We start from the raw sequence: 16515 nt of genomic DNA on the forward strand, positions 1-16515 counted from the left end.
AAAATAAAATTAGCCTTGTCCTTAACACCTTGGGACACTTGCACTTTGAGACATCGCAATTAGCTCTATCAACCTTTTCACAACGCACCAATTTCTTATTACTACAGTTTTGACCTTTACTTTTTATTGCTACATCACATTTGTAATAATAAAACTTAGAACGTGTCCCATCTTTTTTTACTTTTCCCAATGTGTATGTGCCATTCATAGCTCTACCACATTCATTACATTTCAACATACTGGAAAGTAAATAGGGACTATTTTCTCTTTGAGGGTCATAGTGCTTTTGTTTAGGCTTTCTTTCCTGTAGTTTTTGTTGAACTTTCTCCCATGTTTCAAACGGAACAATTGGAGTGAAATCAGGTTCCTTTCCTTCTCTAAAATTCTTACTCCAATACCATTCCTCAACTGGATTATCTGATCTTCTTTTCTTAGTAATTCTTTTTCTTCTATTCTTAACCATATAACCAGTATAAGATGGATTTCTAAGAATTCTCCAGACTTTTTTGCTGTTGAAGTATATCCCTTTGTAATTTTCTTCTGATCCTTTTTTACGGTATTTTTTTAACTCATTTTCATTTAAAATATCAGCATACTCTTCGTCTGCTAAGCGTACAATTTCACTTTGGCTTTTATCGTCTTCTAAATACCATTTAAAGATATTTTTAACCAATTGAATTTCTTTTCTATCACCCAAACAGTATTTTTTCCTTTTCTTCCCACCAATTTCAACATCTTCTATCGAGAGTCCTATTGGAATTGTACCACCAACATAGCATCCCATATCAACGAGCTCATTCATATTTGCAGATACTTTCTTTCTTACGTCTTCACGCATATTCTGATCAAATATAGACTGGATTAAATCCATCATTGTATTACTGTTCCAATCAAGAAGGTTTACTTCCTTACCACTATTCGCAAAGAATATACTAACACCCTTTTCCTGCAAGCTAGTAGTCATATTTATAAAGTCCTTAACTACCCGTGTGTATCTGCTACTGTCATAGCAAATTAAATATGTAATATTGTAAGTATCAATATCCTTTAGTAATTGTTGAAAAGCAGGACGGTCTTCAAAATTCTCGCTAGAAACATCTTCATCATAATAACCTTCATTGACAAGAGTAATGGAGTTATTGTCAGCAAAACTTTTAATAGCATTATACTGCTGTTGTGGACTAATTTTGTTTCCTGTTTTATCTACACTTGTTCTTATATAAGCAGCACCTAATTTCAACAAATCTCCTCCTTTTCCACCAAGAATTAGGGCTAATATCCTTCTGTAATCAGAGTTATCACCTTAAGTATATAATCACCTATGTATAAAAATAAGTAGGATTACAGGTACATCTTTGCTTCTTTTATAATACTTTGTCCTTGTCTTTTGCGCAAAAGTTTAGCATAAAGGGGACAACACTTCAGATAAAACAATTATACTACTACATTGCTAATGAGATAAATTAAGAATTATAAGTAATCACGATTATGAAAATAATTGAGGTTTTGAATTAAAACTTTTGATTGCTGGTACTTATCCGTCTATTTTAGGTCAGTTAATCAACTCAAAATGCAAGGTCTTTACCTCTTTTATTTTATTGCGGAGAAATTAAAGAAAGCGCGTTAGAATAGTTTTAAATTAAATGGAGGTGAATGACCGTGGGGAAAGTGATTGATTCACTGTGGCACAAATTGGCTTTGCTAGCTATAATGATTTACTATTCAGGAATTTTTACAACAATATGCTTACCGATGATGTGGTTGCATTACAGAATACCAGCCATAAATTATTATATATTTTCTCTAGGGATATTGTTTTTGGGTGGGGTGATTTTCAATTTAGTTTTAAATATATATCCTATCAAAGAAAAGGAATTAGAGGAGGAAATTCCAAAGTATTTTGTTATCAGTACTTTTACTGGTAAATTCATTACCTACAGTTTACTTAGTCTTACGATTTTTATTTTAACAGATAATTTTATTGTTAGTATATATTACCTATTGTTTCTAATGAGTGGGGGATTTTTTTGGTTCTGTATTCTTAGAGGATATATTTTGGCTAAAAAAAATTATAAGGAAAGTGAAATTAAAAAAGGTATTCCTTGGCAAGGAAAGGTATTGGTGTTTAGTATCCCAATTTCTTTAATACTAGGATATTTTATGTTTTATTAAAATAATTTGTTTGCTATATTTATAGCTGTAGGGTGAATGTACTGATTAAAAAATATCAGCTCATCATTTAACCTACAGCTATTTTAATATAAAAACAAATGTGGATTTTTAAAATGGTAGATCTTCGCTTGTAATCACAATATCACCCTCAAATAAGTACTCGACAAGTCGTGCAAATTCAGGATTACTCTTGTCTTGTTCAAATACTTTGATTATGAAACTCTCTACTTCGTTTAATGTACATTCTTTAATAGATTCTTCTTTGTTTCTAACCTCATCATGAATGAAAAAGATAAACTCAATAATGCCATTGAAGTATTCATATGAACCATTTTCTAAATGCTTTAGTCTATAACAATTTTCTTGATAGTTCCACTCTATGATGTAGTTAGAATTAAAATTGAATTTATACTTATGGGTATATTTACATTTAATCTTCCTAATTGAAAATGGCTCCTTAACTTCACCATTTATTACGGATTCAACCACATCATAAACATCAGAAATTGCTATTTGTCCGTACCAATCATAGTGTGGATTTAGGTGGAAAATATCTATATATTTTTCTAAATCGTTTTGTCTAAGGTGAGCACTATCTTTTCCAAAATGGTTAAAAATATCTTTGATTTTAACAGGTGAGTCCCTATCGGCCCATATTGTTTTGCTATTAAAATGGACTTCTTTACCTATCAGTGCAAGTTCATGAAAAGAAGTATAGAAACGACTATGATATTTTGATTTTGTTTTTTTGTAGAAATACTTTTGTAGGTTCCTTATTTCCTCACAAAAATTAAAGAAAACCATTTTGTCTTTTATATTTATTGATTCCTCTTCTATTAGGTAATTCATTAGCCCGTCATAATCTGTATATCCTAGTATCGAATTGTTAGAAAGAATTTTAAAATCGAATGAACTATTCCATGAAATATAGTAGTTGAATGCATAGTCTTCCTCAACTAATTTTAAATGGTAGGTCTCTTTTAAAGTCTCAAGTTTATTTTCGTTAAGGATGTTCGGTATTTTTGTTTCCAACTGTTTATGAACAAACTCTAAAAATCCCTCATAAGAACGTAGATAACCTTCACAGTAGATGTCGTAAAGATGAAATATTCTAAGGATATTAAAAATAACATTATCCACATTAATATTACCAATAGATTTTAAACACTCGGAATCCAGATGGAATATAGGAATATCCTCACTATCTTTAGTATGTATATCATAATTTTCTTTTGTGAAAACCCATTCTCCACTAGTCAAAAAATAAACTTTTCCACTATCACAAATTCTTAGTAACTCTCTTAATAATTCTTCTTGCTTTAGGGTTTTTACCCAAAAACTTTCTTCGAAAATGGACTTTTCCATAATATCAACCTCCTTAAAATTTACGTGGTAGGCTGATTGTTATATGTACTTTAAAGTAATGCTTTAATTATTTTTGTATTATCCTACAATTTATTTATAAAACAAATCCCAGCTCGAATCAAATTTATAGAGAGGCCTATTAATTTTATTTAATCATCGACATAATCGATTTGTGAATCATCACTTATCCGCGTATAATTACGACAATAATAAGAGGTGAATGAAGGGCGGAATGTTAATGAATTGCGAAGTATCAAAAATAAAGATAGGTAATCAACTACAGCATCTGTTGGAAGTTAATGGCTTTAATATCTCTGACAATTTATTATTTGAGAACTTAGGTCTTAACCAGTTAAACTTACAAAGATATTTAAACAATGAACAAACTCCAACGTTAGAAGATACCATTCGACAAGCAAATTTCTTTAATACTTCAGTAGATTTTATCACAGGGAATTCGAAGTACGTTTTGGATACATGGGACTATAATTTCTTAGAAGAATTTTTTCTATACTCATCTGAAAAAATAAAAGATCATTTTGATAATCGACATAATATGGGCATAGCTAGTGAAGATAGTATAGAAACAATACTGTTTGGGCTTTTAACTTATATGACACTATCAAGAACTGGAAAATCATTTGAAGACCTGACTGAAGAAGAAATTACGAATAAGAAGGATGCATTTAGAGAAATAATCTCACTACTTCATAGTTGTATAACGATGAGTAATCAAGATTGTTTTGATATAAAAGAGTTGAGGGCATTAAATAGAAGTATTGTAGATTATTTGTTTGGGGATTATAGTTTTGCCAATGAGAGAATCTTTAATGGGTTAGAGGATAACATTGTGGAATCACAAAATGACAGAGTTCAATTACTAAAGGCTTGTATTAATCAAAATATCGAACGCAGCCATAGGGTAGTAAAAATGTTAGATGAATTATCTGAGTAGTATTGTCGCGAATTAGAATTGTTAAAAATTTTAATTACCTGTAGGAAAAACACAGAGGTTTCTCCACAAGCAAAGGGCTGTAAAGTAATACAGCCCTTTGTAATAAAAATTATTCGGCAAGGGAAAACTCATCTTCTGTAACCCATTTGTGACTCGTTACTTATTCTCCACCAGTTGTAGGAACGGAATCAACCATATAAACTGTTGTTCCTGTGCTGAATCTATAACCGCAGTAGCACCTTCCATTCCCTGCATGCCTCGACTGTAACTTCGACCCCTGGCTCCAAAGATGATTAATTCCTATTCTGTGCTTGCCATAAATAACATTAGTTGATAAATCGTAATCATTCCTATTTACAAACCGTAATCATTACGATATGATATAAAAGTTAAATAGCAATGAAAAGAATAGGAGGCATTGAGAAATGAAAACTTTTAAGGGAGTTGGAATAGCTTTAATACTTATAATCATTACAATTGGTTGTTCGCCATCCAATCGAGCAACCACAGAAGAAAGTTCGGATTTTACTATCTATACGACGATCTATCCAATTGAATATGCTATTGAAAGGATTGCCAAAGACACAGTGTCAGTTGAAACAGTTTACCCACCTGGGGTAGATGCTCATTCGTATGAACCTACATCAAAAGATATGATTACAATAGCAAAAGGTGATGCATTTATTTATTTAGGTGCTGGATTAGAGGCAATTGCAGAAACTGCTGCAGATTCACTTTCCTCTCAAAGTGTTAAATTAATTGAGATTGGACAGCATGATGAATTATTCATGGCGGACGTGGAGGAACATTCGGATGATTCTCATGAGAATGAAGAAGAATCTGATGAGGGTCATAATCATGGTACACAAGATCCACATATTTGGTTAGATCCACTCAGAATGATTGAACTATCAAAAATAATAAAGGATGAACTTATTACATTAAACCCGGATGAAGAAGCTACTTACAATGAAAATTTTGAAGCATTAGAAGCAGAGTTGATTACATTAGATGAGAGATTTACGGAAGTGTTAGAAGCAAAAGAAAATAAACATATTCTTGTAGCACATGCCGCTTTTGGATATTGGGAAGAACGCTATGGTATAGAACAAATACCTATTAGTGGGTTATCATCAAGTAATGAACCGTCACAAAAAGAGTTAACCAAAATAATTGATCAGGCCGAAGAATTCAATTTAAATCATATTCTTTATGAACAAAACAGTACAAATCGTGTTTCAGAAATAATCCAAGAGAAAATTGGCGCAGAGGCTTTAACCATTCACAACTTGTCTGTTTTAACTGAGGAAGATATTGAAAATAACGAGGATTATATTTCCCTAATGAATTACAATTTAGATATTCTTGATATAGCCACCAAATAATATTAAAAGCAACTACCTATTGTATGTCAGGTATAGACATACAATAGGTAGTTGCTATTTTCATAGTTTAACACTCTGATACATTTATAAAAATGGGAAGCATTGCTTTCATTAACCTTGCCCGTAGAGTGAAGAACCGCTTCAATAGTTATTATTTAATATTATCCCTACAGTTCTTTTTCACATTTTCCTTTTAAAAATATAGCAAGTAAAATAGTGCTTTTGCTATAGTTACAGGATAGATTATGCTTATTTTGAATTAAGGCATTATACTAATTCCATTGGGAATCTCTCCAACTTCAATAGTATTAATAACTTCATTTAACTCTGTGTCAATTACATTTACTGTATTGTCATACATATTTGTTACATATGCGAGTTTACTATCAGGGCTTGTAACAACCCCGTGGGAACCATTACCTACTTCAATTGTTGAAACCACTTCTTTTGTTGTAATGTCGACTTTGGATACTGAATGAGAAGGAGCATCTTCTGTACCTTGATTCGCTACATATGCAAATTTGTCATTATGATCAATATAAACTTGTGCTGGCCCTTGCCCAACGGATACTTTTTCAACTGTATCTGTTTCCAAATCAATAATGGAAAGTGCATTTTCCGTATTCAATGTAGCAACTAATGTTTTACCATCAGAAGTTATACCAACGGTGACAGGAGCTGCTCCTACTTTAATTCTCTTTTCTTCTTTCATAGTCTCTAAATTTATAACACTTACACTATCTTCACCCATGTTTGCAATATAAGCTAATCTACTATCTTTGGATATACGGAACCCATGTGGTCCTTTACCGGTATCAATTGTTTGCACCACAGAGTAATTTGAAGTATCAATGATGGAGACATTATTGTCTTCATTATTTGCAACAAGTACAAACTCTCCATTATTAGTGAATACAACATGTGCAGGATGATTACCAACTTCCACTTTACTTATTAACTCATCTGATTCCGTATTATAAAAGAGAACTGACCCTTTCATAGACATCGTTCCATGATCCCCATGGTTCATTTGAGGAACTAGTGTTGCGGCAAGAACTTTACCATCTGGTGAAACTTGAACATTGTGTACGGAACCTTCTAGTTTGATGGATGATACAACTTGATCTGTTTCTGCATTTATTTTAGTAATACTACCACCTTCGTCAGCTGTAAATATAAAATTCCCTAATGTGTCATCCGCTGTTGCTTGTTCATTTGTATCGGAAACCTCTTTTTCTGTAGTAGTAGTCTCCTTTGAAACAGATTCGGTCGGTGTAGTTTCCCCACAGCCCGCTAGTATTAATACAAAAGCTAATAAAGTTAATATGCTAATTGATATTTTTCGCATATAAAATTTCCTCCTTTTTGTGAATCTATAGTCATAATAAGGAGATTAGGTGACCCTAAATGTGATAAATATCACTCGTTTAAAAAAAGTGGTCAAAATGATTACAACTTATTGAAATTCATAGTTTCTGCAAATTTAGTGTTTATACTTTTATATTTTTAACGTTTTATTTATATTGTTATTTGTCGATATATAAAATATCCTCTCCGATTATTTGATGGAAAATTATGATTTACTAATTACTAATTACTAATTGGGAATAGTTTATTAACCCTATGAAGTGTCTAATTTGGTGCTTTTAACTAAACAAAAAGAGCTGTTAGTTTAACAGCCCTTAGTGACATAAATCTATTCAACTGGTGATAATTCACTCTCTGTAACCCATTTGTGATTCGTTACCATCTCGCCACCTGTGGTAGGCATAAAATCAACCATATAAACTGTAGTTTCTACTGCGGAATCTATCACCGCAGTAGAACTTTCCATTCCCTGCATATGAGTTGCCTCGATAGTAACTTCGGTCCCTGGCTCCAATGGTTCTTGACCAGCATCCTGAATTTCTTCATGAATGACCCATTTGTGATTTTCTACCCGCTCTCCACCGTTTGATGGAGTATAAGAGATAGAATAGACTGTTGTATTGTATGCACCAACAATAGTTGCTTCGGCACCTTTCATACCACTCATATGGTCTGATTCAATAATAGCATTACTCCCAACCTCATATGTAGGGTTTTCCGTTACTTGAAGATTTTCGGGTACTTCTCCAGAACCTGAGTGTTCCATATTAGCATGTGGATCTGTTTCTGTTTCGTTTTCTCCGGTTGTGCCAGAATCCATATCCATTTCCGCTCCTTCATCTTGATTTGTTTCGTTATTATTGTCTGCACATGCGGTTAATACGAATATGGAGGCTAGTGTGAAAATACCTATTAATATTTTGTTAATCATATGATAGTTACTCCTTTCATTTCAAGGTTCTTTATTACGATTCCCTACAAATATGCAAAATATATGCAGATAATATTACAACTACATTAAAATCATACCTTTCAACATAAAATTATTATCATGTTTTGCATATTTTCTTGATAATTTAATTGTATACTTATTGTAGATACCTAATATAAGAAGGTGGAAATAATGAATTTCATGCATGGATCTAATTTGCCCATGTTAGTTATGATGACCTTTTGGATAGTCTTAATAATTATTGGTTTTTACCTCATATCAAATTACTTAAAAGGAGGAGAAAAAAGGGATTCAATTGATATTTTAAAGGAAAGATTAGCAAAAGGAGAAATAGATGAAGCTGAATATCAACGGTTGAAATCTGTTTTAGAAAATAAAATGTAGAAATATGTATTTGTCTTTTAAATTTCCTTTATATAAAATATTAGTGATTAATGTAAGTCTAGTAAATGTAATATGAAAGTTGAGGACATTGATAAAGTGATAAGAAAAGCAACGATTATACTAACCATAATAATAGGATTACTAATAGCCGGTTGTACTAATAGCGATAATAAGGAATTTGAAGCCTCCTTTAAAGGTACTGTCGATCATGTACATGGTATGGGGTATGCCGGTGATGACAATGGATTATATTTTGCTACTCATACTGGTTTAAAAATATACCGCGATGGTACTTGGTTTGAAACTACGAAAAATAATAATGATTACATGGGATTTAATGCTGTTGATAAAGGTTTTTATACATCGGGACATCCGGGTAAAGATTCCGATTTACCTAATCCGATTGGAATACAAAGAAGTTTTGATGGTGGGAGAACACTAGAGAGCTTAAAGTTTGAAGGTGAAACAGATTTCCATGCAATGGCGGTTGGATATCAAAGTCATGATATTTTCCTAATGAATCCATCTAAAAACTCTGAGTTGGAAGTGGGACTTTATCTAAGCACAGATGATACAAAATCATGGGAGAGTGTAGAAGCTTCCGGTCTTGAAGGAGATATCCTTGCATTGGCGATTCATCCTACTGATTCTAACTATGTTGCAGCAGCGACTTCAACTGGTGTTTATATTTCAAAAGACGCTGGAACAAGTTTTGAGATAATAACAGATTCCGCCCAAGGTACAGCAGTATTTTTTAACGAAGAAAACTTATATTATGCAAGTTATGGCACTGTTCCATCATTGGTCAAACATAATCTAACAAATGGGGAAGAAGAAAAAATTAATTTGCCAGATTTAACGGAGGATGGTCCTGTGTATATTGCTCAAAACCCTCAAAATGCCCAAGAAATTGCCATTTATACAGTAAAGGGGCAAGCGTATCTATCAAATGATGGTGGAGAAACTTGGAATCAACTTTTAGAAAATGGCAAAGTAAAGTAAGAGAGTTGAAAAGAAATGTTTGATCTATTTAATCAAATTAGTGGAATGTTAAGTGGACCGATTCATGGGCTTGCGTATGGTTTTGAGCATATTCCATTATTATTTGCCTTTTTTCTAGGATTAGTAGGAGCTGTTGCACCATGCCAGCTAACGAGTAATGTAAGTGCTATTACTATTTATGGAAATAAATCTTTAATAGATAAGGTTCCTTGGTTGCATGTGTTTTTATTTATTCTGGGTAAGATTCTAGTTTTTTCTGCACTCGGAATTATAATTTGGTTACTTGGGAAGGAAGCAAATAGTTCATTAACACAATTATTTCCTGTTGTTAGAAAAGCTATGGGGCCTTTACTTATCCTTATTGGATTATTTATGATTGGTTTATTTCGATTTAATAGGGGACTAGGGGTAATTAAACTACCAAAGGGGTTAAAAGATAGCTATTTGGGGAGTTTTTTAATGGGTGTAAGTTTTACCTTAGCATTTTGTCCAACAATGTTTATTCTGTTTATTTTAACACTAATGCCAGTTGTCCTGACTACATCATATGGAGTCATATTACCATCTATTTTTGCGATAGGTACATCATTACCTCTGATACTAGTAATATTTCTGATTTGGTATTTTGGGGCAAGTGGTGTAATTCTCAAAAAAAGCAGGAAAATAGGTGCTGTAACTCAAAAGGTTGCTGGTGTAATACTACTGGTTATAGGTATTTTTGATACTTTAACCTATTGGGTATAAATATAGCAAGTAAAATAAATCGAGACAAATGTTTGTTGGGAATTTCTATTTTACAATTGGTACTACAAAGAAATCCTACTGAAAAGTCTTCAGTAGGTTTTTCTAGTTAGATTCATCCATAATATTACTTAATTTTATATTAATTATCTAAATAATTCACCCTGGCTAACAAGTTTTATTACATGTAAGTAACAATAATTAAATAAATATTTCACACCGTCTTTTTCACATTTTCTGCACAAATAAGTTATAAAATTACAAAGAATACTTGGCCTAAAGAATTAAAATACTACAACAATCGGGTGATAACATGAAAAAGATGGGTTTTATTTTAACAAATTTAATTGTATTGAACTTACTTTTACCAATAGTGACTTTTGGGCATTCTAATACATCTCCTCCAAGCCTAAACAGTGAAGCAGCAATTATAATTGAAGCAAAATCTGGTGCAGTTATATATGAGGAAAATTCGAACGCAAAAATGTATCCTGCAAGTTTAACTAAAATTGCAACAGCTATTTATGCCATAGAAAATGGCAACCTAGATGAAGTTGTAACTGTTAGTGAAAACGCCAGAGGTACAGTTGGATCTAGTGTTTATTTGGAAGAGGGGGAAAAAATAACCTTATTACAGCTTGTACAGGGGTTATTAGTTAATTCGGGGAATGATGCAGGTGTAGCGATAGCAGAACATCTGAGTGGTAGTACTGAGCGATTTTCCCATGATATTAATGAATATTTAGAAAACAAGATTGGGGTTCAAAATACAAACTTTATAAATCCACATGGATTATTTAATACAGATCATTTAACAACTGCAGAAGATTTGGCTAAAATCACACAGTACGCCATTGAAAATGAAACATTTAAAGAAATTTTTGCGTTAAAAGAAGTAAATTGGGATGGCGAGACATGGGATACCACCCTTTATACGCATCACAAGCTAATGAGGGAAATACCATATGAGGGTATCACAGGGGGGAAGACAGGTTTTGTAGAAGAATCAGGTTATACATTAGCTACAACTGCCGAAAGAGATAATCTTAGCTTAATCATCATTACCTTGAATAGTGAACACGAAATGGAGGCATATACAGACACAACAAATCTATTAAACTATGCATTTGAAAACTATAAAACTTCGAAAGTCTCCGCTGGGACTACATTTAAAGTTGAAAATAAAGAATATCAATTGTCAAAGGATTACTATTATACTCATTTGATTAATGAGCAGGTAAAATTTGAGGCAAATAATAGCGGTGTGTTAAATATTATTACTGAGGAAAATGAAATTTTGGCCTCGACACAGTTAAGCAGTACTCAAGTAGAAGAATTAGCAAATAATACAACTCAGGGAAAAAATGATATTGTTAAGGGGAACAATAAAGAAAGTAGTATATTTTTATTTAGTAAATATATGAATGAGTTGATTTATATTGTATTAATGTTATCTTTTGGGATATTGGGCCTAGTGTATTATCAAAATCGAAAAGTATTATAATAATAACTCTCTCAAATAAAATGCATTTAAGTATACTGATAGATACAAATTTTTTTAAGTGAAAATGAAAAATCTACTGCCACAAAATTGGAATAATTATCATTTATTATGGGTTTATTTGGTGAAGAAACATCCAAATTACAACTCTTATTACACTAGCCCGTCATTATACTGTAAAAGAGGTCTTTTATGTTTAACAAACTATCGCTTAAAATTGGTATGTTGTTTTTTGTTTTTATACTAATCATCGAGATTCTTGTTTATTTTATTCTCTATACAACTATCGCAAATGAACGAATAGAAGAGGTAATGGACAGTTTATTAGCAAGGGCAAACACCCATAGTGCTATTTTAGAGAATAACTTTAATAGTTCTACAATGGAACATGTAGCTATCATGGAGTCAGAATCTGAATATGCAGTAATTATTACAGACGAGGATGGTAATGTCTTAATAAACTCAGATCCTATAGAAAAAGAAATGTTAGATATTATTGAACATACCGATTACGAAGAAATACCTAGTGGTGGAAAAGTTTTAGAGCAACGATGGACGGAAAGACAATATATTGCTGCAGATAGTCCAATTAATATTAATGGAGACCACCATGGCCATGTAATTATGTTCGCCAATACTAATATAGTTAAAAACATGGTTAATCATTTAAGTGATCAATTTGTCTGGATAGGAATAACTACAGTAATTCTTACAATTATTACGGTATTCTTCCTGTCTCGATTTATTACAATACCGTTAATGAAAATGAAACAAGCGACGGAGCAGCTAAGCAAGGGGAAAACTAAAGTATCGTTACATACAGACCGAAAAGATGAGTTAGGTGAACTAGCTAGTACCATAATGAAGTTATCCAATGATTTAGAACGATTAAAAAAGGATAGAAACGAATTTTTAGCAAGTGTCTCTCATGAACTAAGAACCCCGCTAACTTATATTAAAGGGTATGCAGACATCATTAATAAACAGGATATATCTATTCATGAAAGAAAGGAATATCTTGATATTATACGCGAAGAGACGAATCAATTGACAGTTTTAATAAGAAATTTGTTTGAATTAGCTAAAATGGACGAAAATAGATTCATTATAAATAGAAGAAAGGTAGAACTTAGAAAACTAATCCAAACTGTTGAAGAACTAATCAGACCTGGCTTAGAAGAAAGAAATATTAGGTTTTCAGTTATTTGTCCCGAAAATATAATTGCTAATATTGACCCGGAAAGAATACAGCAGGTCTTATTAAATATTCTAGATAACGCAATTAAACATACGAGTCCGGGGGAAACCATCTCAATTAGGGTTATACAAAATGAAATGGAAATAAAAATAACTATTGAGGATGAAGGGGAAGGGATTCCAAAGGAGGACCTACCTTATTTATTTGACCGTTTATATCGTGTTGAAAAGTCTCGCTCTAGAGAAAGTGGAGGTACAGGGTTAGGTTTGGCAATAGCAAAGGAAATTATAGAATCCCATGAAGGAAGAATTGAAATTCAAAGTAAGATTGGAAAAGGAACCAGTGTTAATATATTTCTTAAGAGGTGATTGGGTTGGTGAAAGTATTATTAGTTGACGATGAAAAGCGAATGTTAGATTTGCTAGAATTATATTTAAGAGCACATAAGTATAAATCAAAAAAAGCTTTAAGTGCCAAAGAAGCATTATCGTACTTAGAAGAAGAGACTTTTGACATTGTATTAATTGATATTATGATGCCTGAGATGAATGGTTGGGATTTATGCCGTACAATTAGAAAAAATTCCGACGTTCCAATTATTATGGTTACCGCCCGTGAACAGAAAGAGGATATCGTTAAAGGGCTGAAATTAGGTGCGGATGATTATATTACCAAACCATTTGATGAAGAGGAATTATTGGCCAGAATAGAAGCTTTATTACGTAGAAGTAGCACAGCAAACAAAATAGAGGTAAATGGATTATTATGGAATGAGGATGAGTTCGAGTTATCTTATAATAATAAACTGATTAAATTAACACCTAAAGAATTTACCATGTTGGGGTATTTGATGAAAAAACCAAATCAAGTATACACAAGAGAGCAATTAATCGAGTTAATTTGGGGATATGAATCACAGACCGATGGAAGAACGGTTGATTCTCATGTCCGTAATATTCGCGATAAAATTCGCCAGGTGGGTTTTCCAATTGAAGATTATTTCCTAACTGTTTGGGGACTTGGATATAAGTGGGTTAATAAAATTTAGTAATTGAAATTAGTCACTGGAACAAAGTCTATGTTCATGATTTTATCACAAATCCACACAAAAGTAGTAACAAACAATCAATTTTATTGTATACCATACAGGGGTATGGTAATATGTGAATAGGGATAGAAAATAAAGTAGATGTTAACAGTAGAATATCTTAAAAAGGAGAGTGGTAATAATGGATAAGCACCATCATGAAAATCATAACCACCACAAACATAGTGGACATGATCACCATAATCATAAAGAACATATGGGACATGAACATCACAATGGTAGTGAAAATCATGAGCATCACGAACACCATAATCAACATGAACACATGGAACATGGACATCACAATCATGAACAACACGAGCACCATAGAGACCATAACCAACAACATAACGGTCATGAACATCATAATCATAGCCATGCTCACCATGGACATGGAGGACATGGAGGACACCACGAGCATATGGTAGAAGACTTTAAGAAGCGTTTTTGGATTTCATTAGTCCTAGCAATACCAGTTTCTTATTTGTCACCTATGATTCAAATGCTTATTGGCTATGAAGTGAACTTTACGGGGGATACCCTTGTACTTTTCATACTTTCTACTATTGTATTTTTCTATGGTGGAAAGCCGTTCTTGCTTGGTGCATGGGATGAACTTAAAGGTAAATCTCCTGGCATGATGATGTTAATTACACTAGCTATAGTGGCTGCTTATGTATACAGTACCTTAACAGCATTTTTTATCGAGGGTAGTGATTTCTTCTTTGAACTAGCTACACTTATTGTCATTATGCTACTAGGACATTGGATAGAAATGAAATCCCTTATGGGTGCTTCCAAGGCATTGGAGGAGTTAATTAAATTAATGCCCAAAGAAGCTCACAAATTAGATGAGTCAGGCAATATTATTGAAGTAACAGTAGAGGATTTACAGCCAGGGGACCGAATCTTAGTTAAGTCGGGTGAAAAGATTCCTATTGATGGTGAAATATACGAAGGTGAGTCTACAGTGGACGAGTCCATGCTTACTGGTGAATCGGTACCGGTCGAAAAGGGTCCTGGAATGGAAGCGATTGGTGGAGCTGTCAATGGTGACGGTGTTTTAAAGATAAAGGTAAGTAAAACAGGAAATGATACGTACCTATCTCAAGTAATAAAATTAGTGAGTGACGCTGAAAAGACCAAATCAAAAGCTCAAGGATTTGCCGACATTGCAGCCAAATGGTTATTCTATGTTGCTGTTGTTGTAGGGATTATAACTTTCGCCGTCTGGTGGACTACTGGGGATGTAGATTTTGCCCTAGAACGAATGGTTACCGTTTTAATTATTGCTTGTCCACACGCACTTGGTTTAGCAACACCTCTAGTAACATCTAGATCTACTGCCATTGCAGCTAAAAATGGTTTGTTAATTCGAAATAGAATAGCGTTTGAAAGTGCATTTAAATTGGATCGAGTGGTGTTTGATAAAACAGGTACCCTTACGGAAGGTAATTTTGGTGTTACGGATGTTCATCCAATTGAGGGTATTAGTGAAGAAGAGTTATTAAAACTAGCTTATTCTGTTGAAACACAATCAGACCATCCCATAGCTAAAGGAATTGTCAAAGAAGGAAAAGAACGTAATTTACAACCCTATGATGTTAGGGATTATCAAAATCTAACTGGTAAGGGATTAGTAGCAAAAATAGGAGAAGATGAAATAGCTGTTATAAGTCCCGGCGCTATGAGAGCCAATAAAATTTCTTTCGATGAAAAAACCTATGATCAATTAGCTTTACAAGGAAAAACAGTTGTATTTGTCCTTAAAAATAATATTTTGCAAGGAATGATAGCACTCGCTGATATTATCCGTGAATCTTCTTACAAGGTTATAAAAGAGTTGAGTGATCTCGGAATTGAGACTGTTATGATGACTGGGGACAATAGCCGTGTTGCAAATTATGTGGGTGAAAAACTAGGAATTTCTAAAGTTATTGCCGAAGTGCTTCCCCATGAGAAATCAAACAATGTAAAGTATTTAAAACAAGACGGGAAAAAGGTTGCTATGATCGGTGATGGAATTAACGATGCACCTGCTTTAGCGGAAGCCGATTTGGGAATTGCTATTGGGGCAGGTACAGACGTTGCAATTGAGACCGCTGATGTTGTATTAGTTAACAGCAATCCGGTAGACATTTTAAGTATCCTTAAACTGTCGAAAGCAAGTCGTAGAAAAATGGTTCAAAACTTGGGCTGGGCTGCTGGATATAATATCCTTGCGATTCCACTAGCTGCTGGTGTACTTTATAGTATCGGGATTGTGATAACACCTGCTGTTGGCGCAGCAATAATGTCACTTAGTACTATAATATGTGCCATCAATGCTCAATTATTAAAGATTGACTAACCGAATAATATATCGTGGCTAAGCAAGAATATCTTGTTTAGCCATTTTTTTTATT

General features: G+C 33.1%; 14 protein-coding genes. 10 read left to right on the forward strand and 4 right to left on the reverse strand.

Annotated elements, in window-relative coordinates; translation table 11 throughout:
- Window positions 1-1240: recombinase family protein (locus AC6HVZ_RS16455; protein WP_497559249.1), on the reverse strand; the 1240-nt coding region annotated here is incomplete at its 3' end.
- Window positions 1241-1659: 419 nt separating this feature from the next.
- Here AC6HVZ_RS16455 and AC6HVZ_RS16460 point away from each other — a divergent pair.
- A complete protein-coding gene (locus AC6HVZ_RS16460; protein WP_047986209.1) occupies window positions 1660-2172 on the forward strand; it encodes a hypothetical protein in 513 nt (170 codons plus the stop codon).
- A 108-nt stretch (window positions 2173-2280) separates the two neighbouring features.
- On the opposite strand, the gene AC6HVZ_RS16465 is transcribed toward AC6HVZ_RS16460, so the two are convergent.
- On the reverse strand, window positions 2281-3537 hold the full coding sequence (locus AC6HVZ_RS16465) for a hypothetical protein (protein ID WP_047986210.1): 1257 nt from the start codon (window positions 3535-3537) through the stop codon (window positions 2281-2283).
- A gap of 238 nt (window positions 3538-3775) precedes the next feature.
- On the opposite strand from AC6HVZ_RS16465, the gene AC6HVZ_RS16470 reads away from it, so the two are divergent.
- Complete coding sequence (locus AC6HVZ_RS16470; protein WP_147405201.1) at window positions 3776-4492, forward strand: hypothetical protein; 717 nt, start codon at window positions 3776-3778, stop codon at window positions 4490-4492.
- Between the two features lie 425 nt (window positions 4493-4917).
- A complete protein-coding gene (locus AC6HVZ_RS16475) occupies window positions 4918-5877 on the forward strand; it encodes a metal ABC transporter solute-binding protein, Zn/Mn family (protein ID WP_047986212.1) in 960 nt (319 codons plus the stop codon).
- 259 nt (window positions 5878-6136) lie between these two features.
- On the opposite strand, the gene AC6HVZ_RS16480 is transcribed toward AC6HVZ_RS16475, so the two are convergent.
- Window positions 6137-7225 carry a YncE family protein gene (locus tag AC6HVZ_RS16480; protein ID WP_047982438.1) on the reverse strand — a complete coding sequence of 363 codons (1089 nt, stop codon included), beginning with the start codon at window positions 7223-7225 and terminating at the stop codon, window positions 6137-6139.
- A 348-nt stretch (window positions 7226-7573) separates the two neighbouring features.
- Window positions 7574-8176 (reverse strand): YdhK family protein, encoded by a 603-nt coding sequence (locus tag AC6HVZ_RS16485; protein WP_047986213.1) that lies wholly within the window; start codon window positions 8174-8176, stop codon window positions 7574-7576.
- Window positions 8177-8368: 192 nt separating this feature from the next.
- Between AC6HVZ_RS16485 and AC6HVZ_RS16490 the strand changes: the two genes are divergently transcribed.
- The 7 genes from AC6HVZ_RS16490 (at window position 8369) to AC6HVZ_RS16520 (ending at window position 16460) form a co-directional block, all read left to right on the forward strand.
- Entirely contained in the window at window positions 8369-8581 is a 213-nt protein-coding gene (locus AC6HVZ_RS16490; protein ID WP_047986214.1) for an SHOCT domain-containing protein, read from the forward strand.
- Between the two features lie 72 nt (window positions 8582-8653).
- Window positions 8654-9583, forward strand: coding sequence for a F510_1955 family glycosylhydrolase (locus AC6HVZ_RS16495; protein ID WP_047986215.1), 930 nt, complete (start codon window positions 8654-8656; stop codon window positions 9581-9583).
- 15 nt (window positions 9584-9598) lie between these two features.
- Window positions 9599-10327, forward strand: coding sequence for a cytochrome c biogenesis CcdA family protein (locus AC6HVZ_RS16500; RefSeq protein ID WP_047986216.1), 729 nt, complete (start codon window positions 9599-9601; stop codon window positions 10325-10327).
- A gap of 319 nt (window positions 10328-10646) precedes the next feature.
- On the forward strand, window positions 10647-11828 hold the full coding sequence (locus AC6HVZ_RS16505; RefSeq protein ID WP_497559250.1) for a D-alanyl-D-alanine carboxypeptidase family protein: 1182 nt from the start codon (window positions 10647-10649) through the stop codon (window positions 11826-11828).
- A gap of 189 nt (window positions 11829-12017) precedes the next feature.
- A complete protein-coding gene (locus tag AC6HVZ_RS16510) occupies window positions 12018-13391 on the forward strand; it encodes a sensor histidine kinase (RefSeq protein WP_047986217.1) in 1374 nt (457 codons plus the stop codon).
- Window positions 13392-13396: 5 nt separating this feature from the next.
- Window positions 13397-14071, forward strand: a complete 675-nt coding sequence (locus AC6HVZ_RS16515) for a response regulator transcription factor (protein WP_047982432.1) — start codon at window positions 13397-13399, stop codon at window positions 14069-14071.
- Between the two features lie 181 nt (window positions 14072-14252).
- Entirely contained in the window at window positions 14253-16460 is a 2208-nt protein-coding gene (locus tag AC6HVZ_RS16520; RefSeq protein ID WP_083443578.1) for a copper-translocating P-type ATPase, read from the forward strand.
- Window positions 16461-16515: the final 55 nt, after the last annotated feature.

This window comes from Oceanobacillus sp. NCCP-135, from assembly GCF_059698015.1.